Origin of the sequence: Kitasatospora sp. NPDC008050 (genome assembly GCF_042957465.1) — a bacterium.
Lineage (GTDB): Bacteria > Actinomycetota > Actinomycetes > Streptomycetales > Streptomycetaceae > Kitasatospora.
The window spans coordinates 460,446-480,123 of the sequence record NZ_JBIBIJ010000005.1; the positions used below are offsets into that span (position 1 = coordinate 460,446).

Sequence of the window (19,678 nt, forward strand, 5' to 3'; positions counted from 1 at the left end):
GATCAGACAGCACCCCATGCCGCCCGCCTTAGCGCCCGCCTCACCGTCCTGCCCCCTGCTCGCCCCCGGCCGGGCCGAGCCCCAACTCCTCCCGCACCCGCGCGAAGATCTCGTACGCCTCCGCGCCGAACAGCACGAACCGCACCTCCAGTTCCGCCACCGCCCTGACCGGATCCTCCGCCAGCACCTCGGCCACCGCCGACAGCGCGATCCGGGCCGCGTCCTCCATCGGCCACCCGTAGACCCCGGTGGACACCGCGGGGAACGCCACACTCCTGGCGCCCAGCTCCAGCACCGCCAGCCGGAGCGACTCCCGATAGCAGGAGGCCAACAGCTGCGCCGACTGCTCGTACCGCTCCGCTCCATAGACCGGCCCGACGGTGTGCACCACATGGCCGGCCGGCAGCAGCCCGGCGGTGGTCGCCACCGCCCGGCCGACGGCGAGCCCCCTGCCGTAGTGCGACGCTCGCAATGCGCGGCACTCGGCCAGGATCTCGGGCCCGCCCGCGCGGTGGATCGCGCCGTCGACGCCACCGCCGCCCAGCAACGACGAGTTGGCCGCGTTGATCACGGCGTCCACTCGCTGCTTCGTGATATCACCCTGGATCAACGTGATCTGCATCACCGTCAACTCCTTCGGATCGGCCGCGCGATTGCCCGGCCCATGAACCGCTCACGCTAGCGATCACGCCCGCCACCAGCGTGGCAATAGCCACACCAACCCCCATCAGCCAAGGAAATCTCGGGAGATCACGTTATGGTCACGAGAAACTCCCTGACTCGCGGTGCCACGCGGGCACTGCGCGCGGACCGCAGCCGTTACCCCGTCAGGGAGAGGGAGGAACCATCCGTGCCCGCTACGGGAGACGGGCAGGGACTCGGCGTCGAAGGCCGGTCCGGTGCCCCGGCAGGTGCTGGCGTCCGCCAGCGGGTCGCTGCCCCCTGCCCTGATCCGGCGGCCCTCGCAGCCGACGAGAGGCTGAATCGGATGGACGACCTGAACGGCCTGAACGCCCTGCACGACCTCGACACGCTCGACGGCTTCGGCAAGGTGGGCGGACTGACCGGGCTCGGCGAGCCCTCCCTGACACCCAGACTTCCCGGGAGCCCGGACGGCGAATCCGGTGCGGTCGCCACCTTCCCGCTGCCCGGCCCCCGCACGACCTGGCGCCCCGCCCCTGCCGACCGGGCCGCCGCTCCCCTGAAACTGCTGGTGATCGAGAACGACACCACCGACGCCCGGCTGATCGAGGAACTGATCGCCGCCAGCGGCACCCCGGTCGAGCTCACCTGGGCCCGCAGCCTGGAGCAGGCCGCCGCCCAGCTCACCCCGCAGCCCGCGGTCCCCGGCCGGCGCGCCCGCACCCTGCCGATCGACTTCAGCTGCGTCCTGCTCGACCTGGCAACCCCGTCCAGCACCAGCCCCGACAGCAGCCTGCCCGGCGCCGACGCCGCGCCGACCACCGACGGCGCCGACCCCCTGGACGGGCTCCACGAGTTGCTGCGCCTGGCCCCGAAGGCCGCCATCGTGGTACTCACCGATGCCGCCGACACCCGGCTGGGCGCGGCCGCCGTGGCCGCGGGCGCCCAGGACTTCCTCACCAAGGACGACACGGACGGCCCGCTGCTGGCCCGCGCGCTGCGGTACGCGGTGGAGCGCAAGCGGGCCGACGAGTCCCAGCGCCGCCTGGTCGAGGCCGAACTGCGCGGGCAGGAGAACGCCCGCCTGCAGCGCCACCTGCTGCCCACCCCGCTGCTGGAGGGCGCCGACCTCTCCTTCACCCGCCGATACCGGCCCGGGCGCCGCCGGGCCCTGCTCGGCGGCGACTTCTACGACGCGGTCCGCACCGACGACGGCACCATCCACGTCGTCATCGGCGACGTCTGCGGGCACGGACCGGACGAGGCCGCCCTCGGCGTCGCCCTGCGGATAGCGTGGCGGACCTTGGTCTTCGCCGGCCTGAGCGGCCAGACCCTCCTCACCACGCTCCAGCACGTACTGGAGCATGAACGCCGCAGCGACGAGATCTTCGCGACTCTCTGCATGCTGGTGATCACCCCTGGCACGCCGGCCGACGACGCGCCCCGGGGCCACCGCAGGGCCACCACCGGTCCCCGCAGAGCCGGCGACCGCCCGGCTCCGGGCGTCGGACAGCAGCCGCTGCCCTCCGACCGGCCCGAGGTCGAGCACGCCCAGCTCTACCTCGCCGGCCACCCTGCCCCGCTGCTGCTCTCCCCCGTGGAGCGGCCCGTGGTCCTCTCCTCCGACCAGGCGGGTCCGGCACTCGGACTGCTGTCCTGCGACGACACCGACGCCAGTTGGCCGCCGCATCACCTGGAGCTGGAGCCCGGCTGGAGTCTGATGCTCTACACCGACGGCCTGATCGAGGGCCGGGTCGGCGCCGGATCGCGCCGGCTGGGCCAGGACGGTCTGATCGGCCTGATCGGCGACCACCAGGCCAGCGGTCTGACGCGCGGCCGCCTGGTCGACAGCGCGCTGGCCGAGGTCGAGGACCTCAACGGCGGAGCCCTGACCGACGACGTCGCCATCCTGCTGCTGGAACGCACCCAGCAGCCCCCGCTGATGGGCTGAGCAGGCAGGGCTCGCCGTTCCGGGAGCCCGCCCGCTCGCCCCGATGCCCTGCTCCCCCCTGGTTGCCCACCGCTACCAGGGGCCGTAGGGCCCGGTGTTGCGGTTGCTGCCGCCCTTGCCGCCCCGGCCACCGGTGATCGCCTTGATCGCCGGGCGGACGTCGACCATGTACACGATCGCGGCCACCAGCCCGGCCAGGGTCAGGAAGCTGCCGATGAAGTTGGCCCCGAAGATCAGGTCGATCCCGAGCGCCACACCGAGGAGCACCAGCCAGAATCCCTTGGTCTTCTTGTCCGCCGCGCGATAGGCGTCCTCCCGCCGGATCGCGGCGTCGACGAAGACGAAAACCTGGAACAGCGTGATCCCAACGGACAGCCACCAGAACGGATTCAGGGCGTCGAAGTACGTGATGCTCACTCGGATCTCCTCACACCAACCTCGTCGCCACCGCGCCCTGGATCTCCATGGCGGATTTCCATGGCCGTACTCATTCATCCTGACACGCGGCGGCGCCTGGCAAACGGTGAACGTGCCAGGCACCCAAAGCGTGCCGCACGGCACCGGCGGGTCTGGCCCAGGCCGCTACTTCTCGGCGCCCGGTGCCTTCCGCGCCCGAGCGGCCTTCTTCGCCGGCTTCTTCGGCTCGGCCTGCTCAGCCTGCTCCGACTGCTCGGCCTGCTCGTCGACGATCTCCACCACCTCGACCACCTCGATGGTCTCGGCGTCCACCGGCACCGACTCGCCGACCTCCACGGTCACCGAGGTGCTCTCGGCCTCGTCCGGTGCCCCGGCCTCGGGGCGGCCGGGGAAGCCGTTCTCCACGACGTCCTTGCCGCGCTCCGCGAGCTCGTCGTAGACCTCCTTGGCCTTCACGACGAAACCGGCGGCCCGGCCCACCTGCTGGAACGCGAAGGTCTGCGCCCGGTCCTGCAGCGCCCGGAAGTCGGTGGGCAGCGTGGTCACTGTCCCGACCACCTTGGCCTGCGCCTCCTGCAGCAGGGTCTGCGCCTCGTGCAGCCGGGCGGCCGCCGCGTCCTGCGCCGCCCGCCGGTCGCCGGCCAACGCCTCGACCCGCCCGGGAACCTCGCGCAGCTTCTCGTAGGCCAGATCGCTGGCGCCCGCGAGCGCGTAGAGCGGCGTCGGGTCGCTCAGCGTCTTCCTGATCTCGTTCCTGATCTCGTCGGTGCCGGGCATCCGCTCTTCCTCTCTCTGCACTTCCGCTTTCCCTGACCACGGGAGGTGTTCGACCACGGGCGGTGTTCAGCCGGGGTGGTGTTCAGCCGGGGCCGGGGCCTGCTTGTCGTTGTCCCGCACGAAGGCCTCGTACACCGCCAGCAGCGCGTGCTTCTGCTGCTCGCTGATCGCCGTGTCCGCGAAGATCGCCGCCCGCAGGTCCGCCCCGCCCGCCGGCCGCTCGTCGAGAATCCCCGCCTGCACGTACAGCGTCTCGGCCGAGATCCGCAGCGCCTTGGCGATCTGCTGCAGGATCTCCGCACTCGGCTTGCGCAGCCCTCGCTCAATCTGGCTGAGATACGGGTTCGACACACCCGCAGCCTCCGCCAACTGGCGCAGCGAGTACTGCGCACCGCGCCGCTGCTCGCGGATGTACTCACCCAGCGAGCTCACCTTCAGTGAAGCCATGCCTTCATGCTGCCGACTGCTGCTTGCAAATGCAAGCAGCACAGCTAACGCAGCCCGGAGCCGGACTGCGGCGGAAGTGTGATCGGTCGAGACAGCTGTCACCTGGTCGCGATGTCTGTCACCTGCGCGGTGGGCTGGGAGGCGATGGTCCGGTCCGCCCGCTTTCGCCCTCGTGCAGGCGGCTTGCTCTCGCTACGTAGGCCGCGTTCCCATCGTTACTGCCACGGTTGCTCGCGGCATGTACGTAAGGGCCGGAGGTACCGGCTCTGGGCACGAGCGGCACACCGCGTTTCCTCAGTGCACCAGGAGTTCGATGGCGACCTTCAGGCGTTCGAGGTAGAACTCCCGCGTCGTGGCCTGGTACTTGAGCCCGATCGATGCGCTGATCATCGTCTGTGCAACGGCAGTGGCCATCTCTTGTCCTGCCTCGATGGCGATCGCATTCATGATCAGTTCCTCGAAACGTCGTGGAGCCGTCTGTGCGATCCCTCCGAGGAGGTCGGGGTTGTCCTCGATGACGACTGCGACATCGCGCGCCAGCGGGCCGACGTAGCGGCCCGCCCATTGGTCGAAGGCTTCGACGAGGCGCTCCGGAAGAGGACGGTCGACATCGGCCAGGACGTGTTCGACCACTGCGATGTCGCCTTCCAGAGCCTGGGTCGCCGCAGCGCGAAACAGAGCCTCCTTCGAGGAGAAGAGGAAGTAGAGCCCGGGGCGGGAGATGCGCGCAGCCCGCGCCACTTCCTCCATCGAGGTCTTCCGGTAGCCGAATCGAGCGAACGTGGCCAGAGCGGAGTCCAGAACCGTGGTCCGACGGTCGGTATCGGTGGTTGGCGACGACAGGGGGCCGGCCTCGGGGCTGCTCATGGGGCGAGCATAGGAGCGGGGGATCCAGCTATACAAGTTCAGTTCAGTGTGTATAGCCTCGCTGCTATGACGGCTCGCGAACCCCTCTCCACGTCCTTCACCGCGTCCAGCACGGCGGACGAGGTGATGCAGGGCGTTGACCTCACCGGCATCCGCGCGATCGTGACGGGAGCCTCCTCCGGGATCGGCATCGAGACGGCTCGCGCGTTAACCGCAGCCGGGGCCCAGGTGACGCTCGCCGTGCGAAACACGGCTGTGGGTGCTGCCGTTGCCGGAACGATCGAGAGCTCGACCGGAGGGATCCGCCCCCGAGTCGTCCACCTGGACCTCGCCGACAAGGCCACCGTCACGTCGTTCGCCGACGCGTGGAGCGGCCCGCTCCACCTGCTGGTCAACAACGCCGGCGTGGTCACCGGTAGCCTCGAACGAACCCGCGAGGGCTGGGAGTTGCAGTTCGCGACGAACCATCTGGGTCACCTCGCACTCGCCATCGGCCTGCACCACGCCCTGGCCCTCGGAGCGTCCGAGCGCGACGGGGCACGGATCGTCTCGGTCAGTTCGACGGCGCACATGCGTTCTGGCATCGACTTCGACGACCCCCACTTCGAGCGGCGCAGCTACGACCCGCAGGTTGCCTACGCCCAGTCGAAAACGGCGAACTCCTTGTTCGCTGTCGAGGCGACCCGCCTGTGGGCGTCCGATGGCATCGTCGCCAATGCAGTGAACCCGGGCGGGGTGGCGACGGGTCTGCAGCGGAACTTCACCGCGCAGCAGAAGCAGTCGCTCGATGCGGCCGAGGCCGCCGGCGTCTTCACGTACAAGACGATCCAGCAGGGAGCCGCCACCACCATGGTCGCGGCCGTGGCTCCGCAGTTCGCCCACTCCGGAGGCCACTACCTCGATGACTCGCAGGAGGCCTACACCGTGCCGAACGACGCCGACCTCGCGCAACACCCGCACGGCGTCAAGGAATGGGCGCTCGATCCCGCTCTCGCCGAGCGCCTCTGGGTGGTCTCGACCGACCTGCTCCGCACCTGACCTCCCAACGTCACGACACCCCGCCCGGCAGCGACGAGCCGACCGCCCCCGGATTCCGCGGAAGCCAGGCGCAGTGAGAATCCCGCGTCGAGCTTTCTCAACCCACCTGGCGACCCCGCAGCTCACCACAAGATCCACAGACAGGCTCAACGCGACGGGACAGCCCGTGCGCGATGCCCGCAGGCTGCGCGGTGTCAGCGGACCACCTCCTCGCGGGTAACTCGATGATCGCCCGCGAGGAGGTCCGCCCTGGCTCAGACCGTCGCTTCGAGGGTGACCGAGATGTTCCCTCGGGTGGCGTTGGAATACGGGCACACCTGGTGCGTGGTCTCCACGAGCTGGTCGGCGGTGGCCTGGTCCAGGCCGGGCAGGTGCGCCGACAGCGCCACCTCCAGCGAGAAGCCTCCGTTGTCCAGGGTGATCAGGCTCACCGTGGACCTGACGGTCGATTCGCCCAACGTCACCTTCTGCTGGCCTGCTATCAGGCGCATCCCGTTGTGGAAGCAGGCGGCGTAGCCGGCGGCGAAGAGCTGCTCGGGGTTGGTCCTGTCGCCGCCGGGGCCGCCCATCTCCTTCGGGACCGCCAGGAGTTCGTCGAGTACCCCGTCAGAGGTGCGGACCTCTCCGTTGCGGCCGTCGCCGGTCGAGAGCGCTTCGGTGGTGTAGAGCGTGGGCATGGTGTCTCCATTCACAGATATTCGGAATTCACAGGTATTCGGAAACGGTGGACGGGCTGTCGACCACCGGACGCATGCGTACGGCCGGGGTTGCGACCTGGGCCAGCAGGGTCAGCCCGGCCTGTGCGGCCGAACCCGGCACGGCGGTGACCGCGACGAGTCGCTGCCCCTGCTCGTTCGGGACCGGCATGGCCTGCTGGGTGACCTCCATCGGCCCGACCAGCGGATGCCGCATCCGGTAGGCCGCGAGGTCCCAGGCGCGGACCCGGTGCCGGGCCCAGAGGTCGGTGAACTCCGGGCTGCTCATCACCAGTTCACCGATCAGTGCGGCCAGCAGCGGATCGTCGGGGTGTCGGCCGACAGCCAGCCGCAGTCTCCCCACCGCGTCCGCGGCCTTTTTCGGCCAGTCTTCGTACAGCTCCCGGGTGTGGGCGTCCAGGAAGACCAGCCGCGCGGTGTTCGGACGCCGCTCCGGATCCTCCGGGCTCGCCGGATCGAGGTGCCCGGCGAAGAGCGCGTGCCCGGTGCGGTTCCACGCCAGCACGTCGCTACGACGGCCGAGCACGATGACCGGGGTGTCCCCGAAGGCGTCGATCAACTGCCGGGTCGTCTCGGTGATGCGCTCGGGTGCCGGCTCCTTGCGGGCTCGGCCTTCGCCTCCCTTGCGTCCGACACCGGCGAGGTCGTACAGATGCAGGTGTTCGGTCGCGTCAAGGCGAAGCGCCCGGGCGAGCGCATCCAGTACCTCCGTCGATGCGCCCCGCGACAGCCCCTGCTCAAGCCGCGTGTAGTACGACTCGCTCACCCCCGCCAACCGGGCAAGCTCGTCCCGGCGCAGGCCCGGCACCCGCCGCCGCTCGTCGAACTCCGGCAACCCGACGTCCGACGGCTGCAGTTGCGCCCGACGCGTCCGCAGGAACCGCCCCAACTGCGACTTGCTCTTCATGGCATTGAGTATGGACACGGGCGAGGGCACGTTGCCTGCCCCTGCCAGTGCCAGGCAACGCGACTTGAAGCGGAGCCGGGCTCCTGCCACCCGAAGTGGAGCGCCTGGACCAGGACGACGACACCGTCGGATTCACAACGGCCTACCGCCATATGTCTGACCGTCAGTGATCAGCGCGAAACGGCCCGACGGCCGCTTCGGGATCACGCTCCTCAACCCCGCTGAGCGCTGTGCGACCAGCCACCACGACGACGGGCTCGCAACCGGAGACCGGCTCAGACAGCCCCGTCCCACCACGAACCAGCGGTCGGCCGCTGCTCCGAGTGACGCCTGTCTTGGCCAGTCACCGAGCCGACGGCCGACGGGGCAGCAACACCCGCGGCAGCGGCACCCGCGGCGAGCAGCCGTACGGACGGGGCGCCGGTCGCCGGCCAGTCCAGCCGCGGGACCACCGGCTACTCGGCCGCCGCGGCGTTCAGCCGGTCCACCGCCTGCTCGGCGGGGAGCAGGCGGTGCGCGTCGGCACGGCTCGGCGGGGCCGGGCCCACCGCCCGGGCCAGCCACCCTGCAGGGTGAGCGGGAGTTCGCGGCGCTGCTGGACCGCCACCCCGAGGTGGTCGCGGTGCTGCCCGGCCACGCCCACACCGCCGCCGCCACCACCTTCGCCGGCCGTCCGCTCCTGGTCGGACCGGCGGTCACCTGGACGCTGCGGCTGCCCTGGGAGGGCGAGGGGGCCGCCGACCGCGAGCAGCCGCCCGGCATCGCCTTCCACGTGCTCGACGAACAGCGGCGGTTGACCACCCACTTCCGCGTGGTCAACCCGCGAACGGCCACGCCTGATGCGCCCGCGCGCCATCCTCGGCTTCCACCCGAAGGCGGCGTCGATCTTCCTGACCCTGGTCCCGCAGTTCCTCGCGCCCCACCATCCGCTCCTCCCTCAGGTGTTCGTTCTGGCGACAGCCCAGGCGCTGCTGGTGGCGGCCTGACTGCCGGCCTGGACCGTGGTGGCCGGCAAGGCCGGCGCCCTGCGAACAGGCTTCAGCTGAAGCACTGTTGGCGCTACGACAGGCGCACCGGCATCAGCAGCGAGAAGTTTCCGTCGGCCGAACGAATGGCCAACGGGCTGATCACACCGCCGAGTTCGAGAACCAGCTGGCCCCGGGTCACGTTGATCGCCTCCAGCAGGAACTCCCGGTTCACGGCCACCCGCAGTGCCTCGGCCCGCGCCGACGCCTCCTCTACCAGCTCGTCCGGGCTGCCCGCCCTGCTCTCGACCACCCGCAGGCCGCCGTCCTGACCCACGGCCAGGACGATGACCGCACCATCCGCGCCGTCCGCGCCGTCGGCACCGGCCTCCGACCCGGAGCTGGACGCGCTGGACGGGCGGACGGCGCCGGCCAGGACCGCGCGGCGCAGGTCCGCGGTGCCCAGCTCGACCCGGTGGCCGGGCTCCAGCCGGCCCAGCCGGCGGTAGTCGGGGAAGTCCAGGTCCAGGCGCTCGCCCGTCACCTGACTCCCGCCGACCGTCACCGTCACCGAGCCGCCCGCCACGCCGACGCTCACCTCGGCGTCCTGGTCCGCGTCCACGGCCGAGGCCACCAGCGCACCGATCTCGTCGGCCAGCCCGGTCGGCAGCAGGGCGCTGAACTCGGCGCCCTGCGCCGCCCGCACCGCGGCCGCACCGAACGCCATCCGGTAGCGGTCGGTGGCCACCAGCCGCAGCACCGCCCCGTCCAGGTCGAACAGGACGCCGCCCAGCATGGGGAGTTCGGGGTCGGCACTCACCGCGAAGCGGACGGCGGCCAGCGCCGCGGCCAGTTCCGTGCCCGAAACAGTGATCCGTGCGGAACCCCGGGCAGTGGTGGCATTGGTCGTCGTGGTCATCGATTGCTCCCTCTCGTCGATCAGTCTGCGGGCCGAGGAGAGTTCGCGCCGCGCGTCGGCCAGGCCTTCCTCCAGCCGCCGCAGGTGCCCATCGAGCACCCGGTGGGCGGTGTCGGAACCGGTCGGCGCGGCCAGCACCAGCCGGAGTTCGGCCAGCGGCAGCCCGACCCGGCGCAGCCGACAGAGCAGCCGGGCGTCGGCGAGCTGGTCCGGTGCGTACCAGCGATAGCCGGTCTGCGGGTCGACCCGGGCCGGGCCGAAGACCCCGGCGCTGTCGTAGAACCGCAGCGCGCTGACCGTCAGCCCGCTCTCCCGGGCCAGCTGGCCGATACTGCGCATCACGCTCTCCATGGCGAGGACTCTGGGGGCTCGACCAGGTCGAGGGTCAAGTCGAGGATCGAGTCGAGGGTCAAGTCGAGGATCGGGCAGCGGAAAGCACGGCCGTCAGGAGATGAGCGCCCGGTAGACCGGGGCGAGCAGCACCGCGAGGTTCCGGCCCCGGACGGTGATCTCCGGCGCCGCCAGCCGTTCGAGCGGCAGCGGACCGGCCGGAGCCACTGCCGGCTCCCCCTCCCGCCGCAGCGTGAAGTCGCCCTGCCAGTACCCCTCCAGGCCCTCCGGGCCGCCTGCCCCCGCTGGCCCCACCGGCCCCTCCGGGCCGTTCGCCGCCTGGTCGGTCATTCGGTGATCGCCTCCTGGGACAGGGTCAGCAGTTCCTGCAGCTCACCGTCGGACAGCTCGGTGAGCCAGCGCTCGCCCTCGCCCACCACCGTCTGCGCCAGCGCGCGCTTGGACTCGATCAGGCCCGCGATCCGCTCCTCCACCGTCCCGGCGCAGACGAAACGGCGGACCTGCACGGTGCGCCGCTGACCGATCCGATGGGCCCGGTCGGTGGCCTGCTGCTCCACCGCCGGGTTCCACCAGCGGTCCAGGTGGATCACCTGGTTGGCCGCGGTGAGATTGAGCCCGGTGCCGCCGGCCTTGAGGGAGAGCAGGAAGACGCCGGGCGCGTCCGGCCCGGTGGACTCCTGGAAGCGCCGCACCAGTTCGTCGCGCCGCCGGGCGGACAGCCGGCCGTGCAGGTAGAGCACCTCGGTGCCGAGCCGTTCGGCCAGGTGGTGGTGGAGCAGCGAGCCGAACTCGGCGTACTGGGTGAAGACCAGGGCGCGGTCCCCCTCGGCGAGGGCCTCGGCCAGCACCTCCTCCAGCCGTGCCAGCTTGCCCGAGCGGCCGGCCACCGCCGAGCCGTCGTGCAGGAGTTGGGCCGGGTGGTTGCAGACCTGCTTGAGCTTGCCGATCGCGCCCAGCACCGCCCCCTTGCGCTCCACGCCCTTCTTGCCGCGCAACCGGTGCAGCAGGTCGGCCACCACCGCCTGGTAGAGGCCGGTCTGTTCGGCGGTCAGGCCGCACCAGACGGTCATCTCCTCCTTGGCCGGCAGCGCGACGGCCACCGCCGGGTCGTCCTTGCGTCGGCGCAGGATGAACGGGCTGGTCCGGCGCAGCAGTTCGGCCGTCCGCTCGGGGCTGGCGTGCTGCTCGACCGGGATCGTGTACCGCTCCTTGAAGGCCGCCGCCGAGCCGAGCAGACCGGGGTTGGCGAAGTCCAGGATCGCGTGCAGCTCGCTGAGCCGGTTCTCCACGGGCGTGCCGGTCAGCGCGATCCGCTGCTCGGCGGGCACCGAACGCAGCGCCCTGGACTGGGCGGTGGCGCTGTTCTTGATGTTCTGCGCCTCGTCGGCGATCACCCGGCGCCAGCCGATCGCCCGCAGCTCGGGGGCGTCGCGCTGGACCACGCCGTAGGTGGTGATCACCAGGTCGGCGCCGGTGGCCGCGGCCCGCAGCTGTGCCCCCGCGGGGCGACCGGCCCCGTGCTGGACGTGCACCCGCAGCATCGGCGCGAACCTGGCCGCCTCGCGCCGCCAGTTGGCGACCAACGAGGTCGGGCAGACCAACAGGGTGGGGCCGCTCGACCCTGCCGCCTGCTCGGCGGCGAGCAGGGCCAGGGTCTGCACGGTCTTGCCCAGCCCCATGTCGTCGGCGAGCACCGCACCCAGCCCGAGCCGGCTCAGCGAGTCCAGCCAGGCCACCCCGCGCTCCTGGTACGGGCGCAGCGTGGTGCCGAAGCCGGCCGGCAGCCGGGGCCCGGGGGCACCCTGCTCGGTGACCGGCCGACCTCCCCCGGCGCCCGGCCGGTCACCGAGCAGCGTGCCCAGGACCCCGGTGGCGGTGATGGCGCCGATCGGCAGCCCGGCGACCAGGGCGCCCGGGTCCAGGGCGAGCTTGAGCAGCCGTCCCGGGTCGCTCTCCCCGCTGCCCTCCCGGGCCAGGAAGGCGACGGCGGCGGCGATCTGCCCGGCGTCCACCTCGATCCACTGCCCCCGCACCCGGACCAGGCCGCGCTTGGCCGCCGCGAGATCGGCCAGCTCCTGGGCGGTGAGCGGCCGGCCGTCCAGGGCGGCCTGCCAGCGGAAGGCGACCACGGCGTCGCGGTTCAGCCAGGTGTGGCCGTCGGGCGGCGGCGGCCCGGCGGCCGTCCGCCCGGCCGGCTCCACGGCGGCCGAACGGACGGAGAGGGCCATCGCGAGCCGCGGCCGGCGCTGCCACCAGCTGGGCAGCAGCACCCCGAAGCCGGCCTCGGCGAGCGCCGGGGCGGCCTGGCGCAGGAAGTCGAGCGCGCCGTCCCGGTCCAGCGTCAGACCGCTCGGCCGCACCGAGCGCAGCGCGGGCCGCAGTTCGGCGCGCAGACGGACGGCGCGGTCCAGCTCGGCCAGGTAGGCGCCCTGCGGGTCCTCCACGACGCGGCCGAAGGCGGCGAGGGCCGCGCCGCCGGCCCACAGCTCGGCCGCGGTCACCAGCAACGAGGGCTCGGCGACGGCCTGGAGCAGGAACTCCAGCCGCCAGTGGGCGTCGGAGCTGCCGCCCTCCGGATCGTCGGGGTCGGGCCCGAGCGGTTCGACCAGCCGCAGACAGAGCCGAACGGCAGGCGCCTGCGGCCCACCGGAGGCGTGCCAGGCGGCCAGCCGCTCGCCCAGCCGGTCGAGCGCGGCCGACACCGGGTCCGCCCGGTGCACCGCGTCGACCATGTCCACCACGTCCGCCGGGCCCACCACCTCCGCCCGGCCCGCCACGTCCGCCGGGCGAGCAACCTCCGCCGGGCCCGCCTCCTCGGCTCGGCCACCCGAGCCGACCGAGTCGGCCGGCTCCACCAGGTCGGCCGGCTCCACCAGGAACCGGCCGTCCCCCGCCCCCAGCGCGGCGAACCAGCGCTCGGCCACCCGTCCGTCCAGGTCCGCGGCGGCCACGCCCCGGGGCAGCCGCAGCACACCGGCGTGGTCCGCCAGGGTGGCGCGGACCTCGCGGTCGGTCAGCGTCTCCAGAATCTCCGCGAACAGCGCCGCGGCCGGTCGCTCGCCCCGGACGACCGGCGGGCAGCCCTCCGCCAGGGCCCGCGCCTCGCGCCGGTCGGCCGCACTCAGCTCCGGCTGCCAGCGCGCGTATCCGACCCCGCCGCCGACCCCGTCGCCGGCTGCCCCGCCTGCCCCCGCCGCCGGCTCGCGGACCAGCGCGGGCAGCACCCGCCCCTGCCCGGCCAGTCGCCAGGCCAGGTCGTGCACGCCGGTGAGCCAGCGCAGCGAGGCCCCGTACCCGACGTCCACCCGCCCGGCCCCGTCGAGTTCGGCGGTGGTCAGCGCCCACTGCGGATCGAAGAGCTCCCCCAGCAGCTGAGCCGCCTGCGCCGGCTCGAAGACCAGCGTGGGCACCCGCCAGGCGTGCAGCGACACGCCGCTCGGCGCCCGGCCGCCGAGCAGGTCCGGCGAGGGCGTGGGCGCACCGCTCAGCGAGGGCAGCGTCACGGTGCCCCAGCGCTCGGCCGCCTGCCCGGCCAGCCAGGCCAGCCCGGGGCCGATCCCGGCCAGTAGTTGCCCCAGCAGCGCGGCCGAGCAGGCGTACGGATGCGGCCGGGCGACGGCGCGCCCGCCCGCCCCGCCGGCCCCGTACGGCACCGGCCCGCGCGCCTCGTCCAGCGCGCGGGCGTCCTCGGCCCAGAGTGCCAATTGGCCGCCGCCCGGGCCGCGCCACAGTCCGTGCACCGCGAACACCGCTCCGGGACACCTCCTCCACCACCGCTGATCACGTCTCTCGCAGCCTAACCAGGGCATCCGACACCGGATCCGCCCGGCGGCGTGGCGCGACCGGTTCCGCCCGGTGAGCCAATCGGGCGACATGGTTGAACATTGAACGAAGAAGCGCTACGGTGGAGCCAACAAGTTGAAGCCTAAACAAATGGCTTCGGACCCGAGGAGGAGCCATGGGCCTGTTCAACCGCAAGAACGACACCGCTACGACCACCGCCCTCGCGACCGCCACCGCCGGCCCCGACCTCAGCCACCTGAGCGGTGACTACACCATCGACACCACCCACAGCCGAGTGGGCTTCCAGGTGCGGCACGCCATGATCACGAATGTGCGTGGCGAGTTCGCCGACTACCAGGGCACCCTCCACCTGGACGGCGCCGACCCGGCCGCCTCCAGCGCCGAGCTGGTGATCCAGGTCGCCAGCATCAGCACCGGCAACGACCAGCGCGACGGCCACCTGCGCACCGGCGACTTCTTCGCGGTGGAGACCCACCCCGAGATCGCCTTCCGCAGCACCGCCGCCGAGCAGCTCGACGCGGACACCTACCGGATGACCGGCGACCTGACCATCAAGGGCATCACCCGCCCGGTCGTGCTGGACCTGGAGTTCACCGGCAGCGCCACCGACCCGTACGGCCTCCAGCGGCTGGGCTTCGAGGGCTCGGCCACCGTCGACCGCACCGAGTTCGGGCTGACCTACAACGCCGCGCTGGAGACCGGCGGCGTGCTGATCGGCGAGAAGGTCAAGCTCGGCTTCGACATCTCCGCCGTCCGCGCCTGACCCATCCGCGCCCGACCGTCCGTGCCTGACCGTCCGCGCCCGACCACTGCTCGCTCCCCCCGTCGGATCCCCGGCGCCGCCCCGTGCGGCAGGATGGCCGGGGATCGGGACCGGCGACCGGCGACCGGCGACCGGGGGAGAACAGGCCGTGGAGCTGCGACAACTGCGCTACTTCGTCACCGTGGCGGAGGAGCTGCACTTCGGCCGGGCGGCCGCCAGGCTGCTGATCGGCCAGCCCGCCGTCAGCCAGCAGATCCGGCGGCTGGAACGGGAGTTGAAGGTCGAGCTGTTCGACCGCTCGCCCCGCCTGGTCCGCCTGACCTCGGCCGGCGAGGCCTTTCTGCCCGCCGCCCGCGACGTGCTCCGCGCCGAGGACTCCGCCCTCGCCGTGGCCGCCGATCTCGCCGCCGGGCGCCTGGGCGTGCTGCGGATCGGCACCGTCACCGCACTGGGCGACCGGCTCGGGCTGATCCTGGACGCCTTCGGGCGGCAGGCGCCCGAGGTGCGCGTGGAACTGGTCGCCCTCCCCGTCAAGGAGCGGCTGGCACAGCTGGCCGACGGCCGGCTCGACGCCGCGTTCGTCCGCGGCGCGCCCCCGGAGCAGACCCCCGGGCTGCGCTATCTGCCGCTCTGGCGGGACGAGTTGCTGGCCGCCGTACCGGCCAGGCATCCGCTGGCCGAGCGTGCCGAGCTGTCCCCGCGCGACCTGGCCGAACTCCCGCTGAGGCTGACCGAGCGGCGCAACCATCCGGCCCTGGTGGACCTGGTGCTGAACGCCTGTCACGCCGAGGGCTTCGAACCGGTCCCGGGGCCGCCGACCGGCAGCCTGCAGGACACCCTGGTGGCGATCGGCACCGGCGCCCCGATGTGGACGGTGGTCTACGCCGGCAACGCGCACATCGCGCGGGTGCCCCGGATCGCGCTCGTCCCGTTCGCCTCGCCCGGCCTGAGCCTGCCGGTCTCGCTCGCCGTCCGCCAGGGTCCCGCCGCACCCCGCGTCAGCCGGTTGCTGGCCGCCTGCCGTCCCGCCGCGAGGGCTGTCACCAGCGACGATCAGGATTCGTGATCGCTGCGAGAGCGATCCGGGTCTGGGTTGTCGCCGGGCTCACGCGGTGAACTGTTCCCATCGGCACCGCGCACCGGACACACCGGAGCGGGCCGCGAGCCAAGGAGCAGGACATGCCCATCGTCACCGTGCAGCAGGGCCCCCGGACCGTCGAGCTGAAGCGCGAGCTGGTCGCCCGGATCACCGACGCCTTCGTGGACGCCTACCAGATCCCCGCCGAGACCGTGCAGGTCTGGATCCACGAGGTCCCCACCGACAGCTGGGGCGCCGCCGGCAAGCTGACCGCCGACAGGTGACGAAGCGTCGAAGTCACGGATCCGGCCCCGCCCCTTCGGCCACGCCCCCGGGCGTCGCTCAGGGGCGGGCCGCCAGCAGTCGCTCGTCCGGTGCCGTCAGCCAGCTTGCCGACGGACGCACCAACCACTCTTCGCTGGAGCCGAGTTCGGCCGCGCACTCGGCCAGCAGCCGGACCCCGGACAGCAGCGGTCCGGCCCGGTGGACCAGGCTGACCAGGGTCAGCGGCACCGGGTCCACCAGCGCCCGGGTGACCACGCCGGGCAGTTCGGGGCCGCCCAGCGTGGTCAGCATCGGATACCCGCGCTGGGCCAGGTAGCGGGCCGTCTCCGCCGCGCCGACCGGTGCGGGCGACGGTGTGGCCGCCGTCAACCCGTGGGCGGACAGCAGCTGTTCACCGAATTCGGTCCACTCGGTGGTGGCCGGATTGCCCGCGCAGATGTCCACCGGGTGCCCCGCCAGCTCGGCCAGCCGGATCGCCGTGCGGTCCACCAGCGGATGCCCCAGCGGCAGCAGCAGCGCCAACCGCTCCAGCCGGACCGGCCGTTGGCCGAGCCGCTCACGCAGGGCGACGGGCAGCCCGCTGAACCAGCCGAACGACACGTCCAGCCGTCCGGCCAGCAACTCCCGTGCTCCGGCCGCCAGTCCACCGTGGTACCGGGCCAGCAGCTCGACCCCGGGCGCGGCCGCGCGGGCGGCGGCCAGGATCCGGTCCGGCGTCAGATCCTCGCCCGACACCGCGCTGTTGAGGTCCACCAGCACCGCCCCGTCCAGCGGCGGGGCCAGCATCTCCTCCTGCAGCGCGAGCAGTCGGCGTGCCTGCGGCAACAGCCGCTCGCCCGCCGGGGTGAGCGCGACGCTGCGCGTGGTGCGGGTGAACAGCGGGCGCCCGAGCAGCTGTTCCAGCGTCCGGATGTCCCGGCTCAGCGCCTGCTGGGCCACGTGCAGGTGCGCCGCCGCCTGCCCGAAGTGCAGGGTCTCGGCAGTGGCGACGAAGCCGCGCAGCAGGCGCGGATGCAGGTCGATGGGCACGGCGGGCAGCGTAGCAATCGTTCGCCCCCGATTGACAACACCATGGCGTCAATGCGGCGGAACAGGTGTTGGACCGATGCCGGGCCCACCGGTCAGGCTGAGGGCATCCCCTCCCCCGCCGGTCGATCCCCGGTCGACCGGCCCTGCCCTGGAGTCCCGTGCTCGCCTCCTACCGCCGCCTGTTCACCCGGCCCGGCACCCTCGCCTTCACCGGCTACGGCCTGATCGGACGCCTCTCCTTCTCGATGCTGGGCGTCAGCCTGCTCACCGCGATCGTCCAGCGGCGCCACTCCTACGCGCTGGCCGGCGCCGTCTCGGCCGCGGGGCTGGTCGGTGTGGCTGTGGGCCTGCCGCTGCTCGGCCGCCTGGTCGACCGCTACGGGCAGCGCCGGGTCGCGATACCCGCCGCACTCTTCTCGGCCGTGCCGCGCACCGCCCTGCCGTTCCTGCTGCACGGCGGCGCCCCCGACTGGACGCTCTTCGCCGCCGCTGCCACCGCCTCCGTGGCGCCCAACCTCGGCGGCATGTGCCGGGCCCGCTGGGCCCACCTGTACCGCGCGGAGCCGGCCCTGCTGCACCGCGCCAACGCGCTGGAACAGGCGTTGGACGAACTCTGCTACCTGACCGGCCCGGTGCTCGGCGTGCTGCTCTGCACCACCCTCTTCCCGGAGGCCGGACTGCTGACGGTCAGCGTGCTCTCCACCGCCGGCGGGCTGCTCTTCGCCGCCCAGCGCCGCACCGAGCCACCGGTCGCACCGGCGGGGGACGGCGGCACCCGGGCACCCCTGCGGGCCCCCGGCATGGCGGCCCTGGTGGCCGCGTTCTTCAGCACCGGCATGGTCTTCGGCTCGCTGGAGATCACCACCGTGGCCTGGACCGGCGCGCACGGCCAACGCTGGGCGACCGGCCTGCTGCTCGGTCTGCTGGCGGCCGGCTCCGGCGTCTCGGGCCTGCTCTTCGGGCTGCGCCCCGAGTCCCCCGACCCGGTCCGCCGCCTGCTGCTCAGCCTCGCCGCGATGTCCGCCCTGCTGCTGCTCCCGCTCACCGCGGCCGCCTGCGGCACCGGCCTCGGGCTGCTGGCCCTGGTCCTGTTCACCACCGGCACCGGCACCGCGCCCACCATGGTCAGCGGCATGACGCTCCTTCAGCGGGTGCTGCCCGCCGCCGCGCTGAACGAGGGCATGGCGCTGGTGGTCTCCGGCATCGTGACCGGCATCTCGGCGGGCTCGGCCCTCGGCGGCCTGCTCGCCCAGCACACCTCGGGCGCCCGCGGCTTCGTCCTGCCCGCCACGGCCGCCGCGCTCGCCCTGCTGACCGCTCTCGCCGGAACCCGCCGGCTGCGAGACTCCGTGGCCGCTGTCGGCGACGCCTTCTAGGCGTCGGCCATGGGAAGCGAGATCAGATACCTGCGCGGGGATGCGCGGGGATGCGCGGGAAGGGCTTGCCGGGCCGAACCCGGCATCCCGACGGACAGCGCGCCCACGACCTACGGCCGCGCCCAGGTGTACTCGTACTCGGGCAGCTCGCCGGCGCCCGGGAAATCGGTCCAGCCCTCCCTCGTGCGCTCGCCGCCGCAACGCTCGTAGAAGGCGACCGCGCGGCGGTTGTCGCGCAGCACCTCCAGGTAGAGCGGCGCACCGGGATGCGTCCGGGCCGTCCACGCGCGGGCGGCGCCCAGCAGCATGGCGCCGATCCCGGCGCCGGTCAGCCCCGGGCGCACGTGCAGGTTGTCCAGCAGCACCCGCCCGTCCGGCTCCGGGACCAGGTAGCCGAAGCCGACCAGTTCACCATCGGCCCGCTCGGCCAGCAGCAGCCCGGGCGTGGCGGCCGGCTCGCCGTAGTCGACCGTGAGCCGCAGCTCCCAGAGTTCGCCGCGCTGCTCGGCCAGCCCGTCCCCCAGCGCCGCCGCCGGGACGATCCCCGCGTACGCCGTGCGCCAGCTCTCGGCGTGCAGCCGGGCCACGGCCGCCGCGTCGGCGGCGCCGCCCTCCCGGATCGAGACGGCTGCCGGGTCCGGCGAGTCGGCTGAGTCGGACCTCGAAGGCGCGCCGGTGTCGGTCATCCGCCGATCTTGTCACGCCGCCCTCCCGAGGCCGGATCGGCACTACTTGAACGCGTTCAAAAGTAGGCCCACTGTCTCCCCCAGGCGGTTTTGAACACGTTCGACATTCGAGAGGACGTGGTCCTGCATGGACTGCACAGTCGCCAGCTACGCGAGCTACCCGCCGATCGCCACCGGCGTGACCATCTGGGTGGCCCGCACCCTCAGTCGCAACGGCACGGCCTTCCTCGCCGACGTCTTCGCGGGGGACGACAAGCCCGCCGACGCGGTCAACCAGCTGCTGGTGGTCGGCTTCTACCTGCTCAGCCTCGGCTTCGTCATGCTCTGGATGAAGAACGGCAACGCGGTCAACGGCACCCAGGGCGTCTTCGACGCGCTCTCGCTCAAGCTCGGCCTGGTCCTGCTGATCCTCGGCGTGATGCACCTGGGCAACGTCCTGGTGCTCAACCGGATCCGCCGCCGCGGCAAGCTGGAGCGCCTCCAGCGCCCGCCGGTCACGCCACAGGGCTGGACCCTGCCGGCCAAGCCCTGACGCCATGGCGACGACACCCCAGCACCCCGCGCCGCCACCGGCCTCGCCGCCGGGGCGGACACCCACCGGCCCGCTGGGCGCGAGCGATGCCGCACCGGAACCGGGCGCACAGGGGACGCCCGGTCCCG

20 protein-coding genes and 1 pseudogene are annotated in these 19,678 nt (G+C 72.8%); 9 read left to right on the top strand and 12 right to left on the bottom strand.

The annotated features are described in order from the left end of the window. Positions 1 to 40 precede the first annotated feature (40 nt). On the bottom strand, positions 41 to 622 hold the full coding sequence (locus ACFZB9_RS13550; RefSeq protein WP_391446621.1) for an O-acetyl-ADP-ribose deacetylase: 582 nt from the start codon (positions 620 to 622) through the stop codon (positions 41 to 43). 366 nt (positions 623 to 988) lie between these two features. Between ACFZB9_RS13550 and ACFZB9_RS13555 the strand changes: the two genes are divergently transcribed. After that, a complete protein-coding gene (locus ACFZB9_RS13555) occupies positions 989 to 2,593 on the top strand; it encodes a PP2C family protein-serine/threonine phosphatase (protein ID WP_391446623.1) in 1,605 nt (534 codons plus the stop codon). A gap of 72 nt (positions 2,594 to 2,665) precedes the next feature. On the opposite strand, the gene ACFZB9_RS13560 is transcribed toward ACFZB9_RS13555, so the two are convergent. From ACFZB9_RS13560 to ACFZB9_RS13575, 4 genes are all read right to left on the bottom strand, one after another. Continuing rightward, entirely contained in the window at positions 2,666 to 3,010 is a 345-nt protein-coding gene (locus ACFZB9_RS13560) for a DUF2516 family protein (RefSeq protein WP_391446625.1), read from the bottom strand. Positions 3,011 to 3,175: 165 nt separating this feature from the next. After that, entirely contained in the window at positions 3,176 to 3,808 is a 633-nt protein-coding gene (locus ACFZB9_RS13565) for a hypothetical protein (RefSeq protein ID WP_391446626.1), read from the bottom strand. A gap of 45 nt (positions 3,809 to 3,853) precedes the next feature. Further along, a complete protein-coding gene (locus ACFZB9_RS13570; RefSeq protein ID WP_391446628.1) occupies positions 3,854 to 4,234 on the bottom strand; it encodes a helix-turn-helix domain-containing protein in 381 nt (126 codons plus the stop codon). A gap of 294 nt (positions 4,235 to 4,528) precedes the next feature. After that, on the bottom strand, positions 4,529 to 5,101 hold the full coding sequence (locus ACFZB9_RS13575) for a TetR/AcrR family transcriptional regulator (RefSeq protein ID WP_391446629.1): 573 nt from the start codon (positions 5,099 to 5,101) through the stop codon (positions 4,529 to 4,531). A 66-nt stretch (positions 5,102 to 5,167) separates the two neighbouring features. Between ACFZB9_RS13575 and ACFZB9_RS13580 the strand changes: the two genes are divergently transcribed. Continuing rightward, positions 5,168 to 6,139 carry an SDR family NAD(P)-dependent oxidoreductase gene (locus ACFZB9_RS13580; protein WP_391446631.1) on the top strand — a complete coding sequence of 324 codons (972 nt, stop codon included), beginning with the start codon at positions 5,168 to 5,170 and terminating at the stop codon, positions 6,137 to 6,139. A gap of 254 nt (positions 6,140 to 6,393) precedes the next feature. Here the strand turns inward: ACFZB9_RS13580 and ACFZB9_RS13585 are convergent, their stop codons facing one another. Further along, entirely contained in the window at positions 6,394 to 6,816 is a 423-nt protein-coding gene (locus ACFZB9_RS13585; RefSeq protein WP_391446633.1) for an organic hydroperoxide resistance protein, read from the bottom strand. A gap of 28 nt (positions 6,817 to 6,844) precedes the next feature. Continuing rightward, positions 6,845 to 7,762, bottom strand: coding sequence for a helix-turn-helix domain-containing protein (locus tag ACFZB9_RS13590; RefSeq protein WP_391446773.1), 918 nt, complete (start codon positions 7,760 to 7,762; stop codon positions 6,845 to 6,847). Between the two features lie 583 nt (positions 7,763 to 8,345). On the opposite strand from ACFZB9_RS13590, the pseudogene ACFZB9_RS13595 reads away from it, so the two are divergent. Both ACFZB9_RS13595 and ACFZB9_RS13600 read left to right on the top strand, forming a co-directional pair. Next, positions 8,346 to 8,579: pseudogene (locus tag ACFZB9_RS13595) on the top strand (phosphodiesterase); the annotation flags it as partial. Between the two features lie 22 nt (positions 8,580 to 8,601). Further along, positions 8,602 to 8,748, top strand: coding sequence for a hypothetical protein (locus ACFZB9_RS13600; protein WP_391446635.1), 147 nt, complete (start codon positions 8,602 to 8,604; stop codon positions 8,746 to 8,748). Positions 8,749 to 8,821: 73 nt separating this feature from the next. Here ACFZB9_RS13600 and ACFZB9_RS13605 read toward each other — a convergent pair whose 3' ends face one another. The 3 genes from ACFZB9_RS13605 to ACFZB9_RS13615 form a co-directional block, all read right to left on the bottom strand. After that, a complete protein-coding gene (locus ACFZB9_RS13605; protein WP_391446637.1) occupies positions 8,822 to 9,985 on the bottom strand; it encodes a MerR family transcriptional regulator in 1,164 nt (387 codons plus the stop codon). Between the two features lie 105 nt (positions 9,986 to 10,090). Continuing rightward, positions 10,091 to 10,327 (bottom strand): hypothetical protein, encoded by a 237-nt coding sequence (locus ACFZB9_RS13610; protein ID WP_391446639.1) that lies wholly within the window; start codon positions 10,325 to 10,327, stop codon positions 10,091 to 10,093. Next, a complete protein-coding gene (locus ACFZB9_RS13615; RefSeq protein WP_391446641.1) occupies positions 10,324 to 13,746 on the bottom strand; it encodes an SNF2-related protein in 3,423 nt (1,140 codons plus the stop codon). The genes ACFZB9_RS13610 and ACFZB9_RS13615 overlap by 4 nt, the downstream gene beginning before the upstream one ends. 209 nt (positions 13,747 to 13,955) lie before the next feature. Here ACFZB9_RS13615 and ACFZB9_RS13620 point away from each other — a divergent pair, with 209 nt between their 5' ends. The 3 genes from ACFZB9_RS13620 to dmpI all read left to right on the top strand — a co-directional run bounded on the left by ACFZB9_RS13620 (position 13,956) and on the right by dmpI (position 15,926). Next, positions 13,956 to 14,564 (top strand): YceI family protein, encoded by a 609-nt coding sequence (locus ACFZB9_RS13620; protein WP_391446643.1) that lies wholly within the window; start codon positions 13,956 to 13,958, stop codon positions 14,562 to 14,564. A 148-nt stretch (positions 14,565 to 14,712) separates the two neighbouring features. Further along, positions 14,713 to 15,630, top strand: coding sequence for a LysR substrate-binding domain-containing protein (locus ACFZB9_RS13625; protein ID WP_391446645.1), 918 nt, complete (start codon positions 14,713 to 14,715; stop codon positions 15,628 to 15,630). A gap of 113 nt (positions 15,631 to 15,743) precedes the next feature. Then, complete coding sequence (gene dmpI / locus ACFZB9_RS13630) at positions 15,744 to 15,926, top strand: 4-oxalocrotonate tautomerase DmpI (protein ID WP_391446647.1); 183 nt, start codon at positions 15,744 to 15,746, stop codon at positions 15,924 to 15,926. 58 nt (positions 15,927 to 15,984) lie between these two features. Here dmpI and ACFZB9_RS13635 read toward each other — a convergent pair whose 3' ends face one another. Continuing rightward, positions 15,985 to 16,956, bottom strand: a complete 972-nt coding sequence (locus ACFZB9_RS13635) for a LysR family transcriptional regulator (RefSeq protein WP_391446649.1) — start codon at positions 16,954 to 16,956, stop codon at positions 15,985 to 15,987. A gap of 158 nt (positions 16,957 to 17,114) precedes the next feature. On the opposite strand from ACFZB9_RS13635, the gene ACFZB9_RS13640 reads away from it, so the two are divergent. Further along, positions 17,115 to 18,332, top strand: coding sequence for an MFS transporter (locus ACFZB9_RS13640; protein ID WP_391446651.1), 1,218 nt, complete (start codon positions 17,115 to 17,117; stop codon positions 18,330 to 18,332). A gap of 110 nt (positions 18,333 to 18,442) precedes the next feature. On the opposite strand, the gene ACFZB9_RS13645 is transcribed toward ACFZB9_RS13640, so the two are convergent. After that, on the bottom strand, positions 18,443 to 19,018 hold the full coding sequence (locus tag ACFZB9_RS13645) for a GNAT family N-acetyltransferase (protein ID WP_391446653.1): 576 nt from the start codon (positions 19,016 to 19,018) through the stop codon (positions 18,443 to 18,445). Positions 19,019 to 19,145: 127 nt separating this feature from the next. Here ACFZB9_RS13645 and ACFZB9_RS13650 point away from each other — a divergent pair, with 127 nt between their 5' ends. Continuing rightward, positions 19,146 to 19,550, top strand: coding sequence for a hypothetical protein (locus ACFZB9_RS13650; protein WP_391446655.1), 405 nt, complete (start codon positions 19,146 to 19,148; stop codon positions 19,548 to 19,550). Positions 19,551 to 19,678: the final 128 nt, after the last annotated feature.

Coding starts and splice junctions, on each gene's coding strand:
- ACFZB9_RS13550 (WP_391446621.1), bottom strand. CDS start 622: ATGCAGATCACGTTGATCCAGGGTGATATCACGAAGCAGCGAGTGGAC.
- ACFZB9_RS13555 (WP_391446623.1), top strand. CDS start 989: ATGGACGACCTGAACGGCCTGAACGCCCTGCACGACCTCGACACGCTC.
- ACFZB9_RS13570 (WP_391446628.1), bottom strand. CDS start 4,234: ATGGCTTCACTGAAGGTGAGCTCGCTGGGTGAGTACATCCGCGAGCAG.
- ACFZB9_RS13575 (WP_391446629.1), bottom strand. CDS start 5,101: ATGAGCAGCCCCGAGGCCGGCCCCCTGTCGTCGCCAACCACCGATACC.
- ACFZB9_RS13580 (WP_391446631.1), top strand. CDS start 5,168: ATGACGGCTCGCGAACCCCTCTCCACGTCCTTCACCGCGTCCAGCACG.
- ACFZB9_RS13585 (WP_391446633.1), bottom strand. CDS start 6,816: ATGCCCACGCTCTACACCACCGAAGCGCTCTCGACCGGCGACGGCCGC.
- ACFZB9_RS13590 (WP_391446773.1), bottom strand. CDS start 7,762: ATGAAGAGCAAGTCGCAGTTGGGGCGGTTCCTGCGGACGCGTCGGGCG.
- ACFZB9_RS13600 (WP_391446635.1), top strand. CDS start 8,602: ATGCGCCCGCGCGCCATCCTCGGCTTCCACCCGAAGGCGGCGTCGATC.
- ACFZB9_RS13605 (WP_391446637.1), bottom strand. CDS start 9,985: ATGCGCAGTATCGGCCAGCTGGCCCGGGAGAGCGGGCTGACGGTCAGC.
- ACFZB9_RS13610 (WP_391446639.1), bottom strand. CDS start 10,327: ATGACCGACCAGGCGGCGAACGGCCCGGAGGGGCCGGTGGGGCCAGCG.
- ACFZB9_RS13620 (WP_391446643.1), top strand. CDS start 13,956: ATGGGCCTGTTCAACCGCAAGAACGACACCGCTACGACCACCGCCCTC.
- dmpI (WP_391446647.1), top strand. CDS start 15,744: ATGCCCATCGTCACCGTGCAGCAGGGCCCCCGGACCGTCGAGCTGAAG.
- ACFZB9_RS13645 (WP_391446653.1), bottom strand. CDS start 19,018: ATGACCGACACCGGCGCGCCTTCGAGGTCCGACTCAGCCGACTCGCCG.
- ACFZB9_RS13650 (WP_391446655.1), top strand. CDS start 19,146: ATGGACTGCACAGTCGCCAGCTACGCGAGCTACCCGCCGATCGCCACC.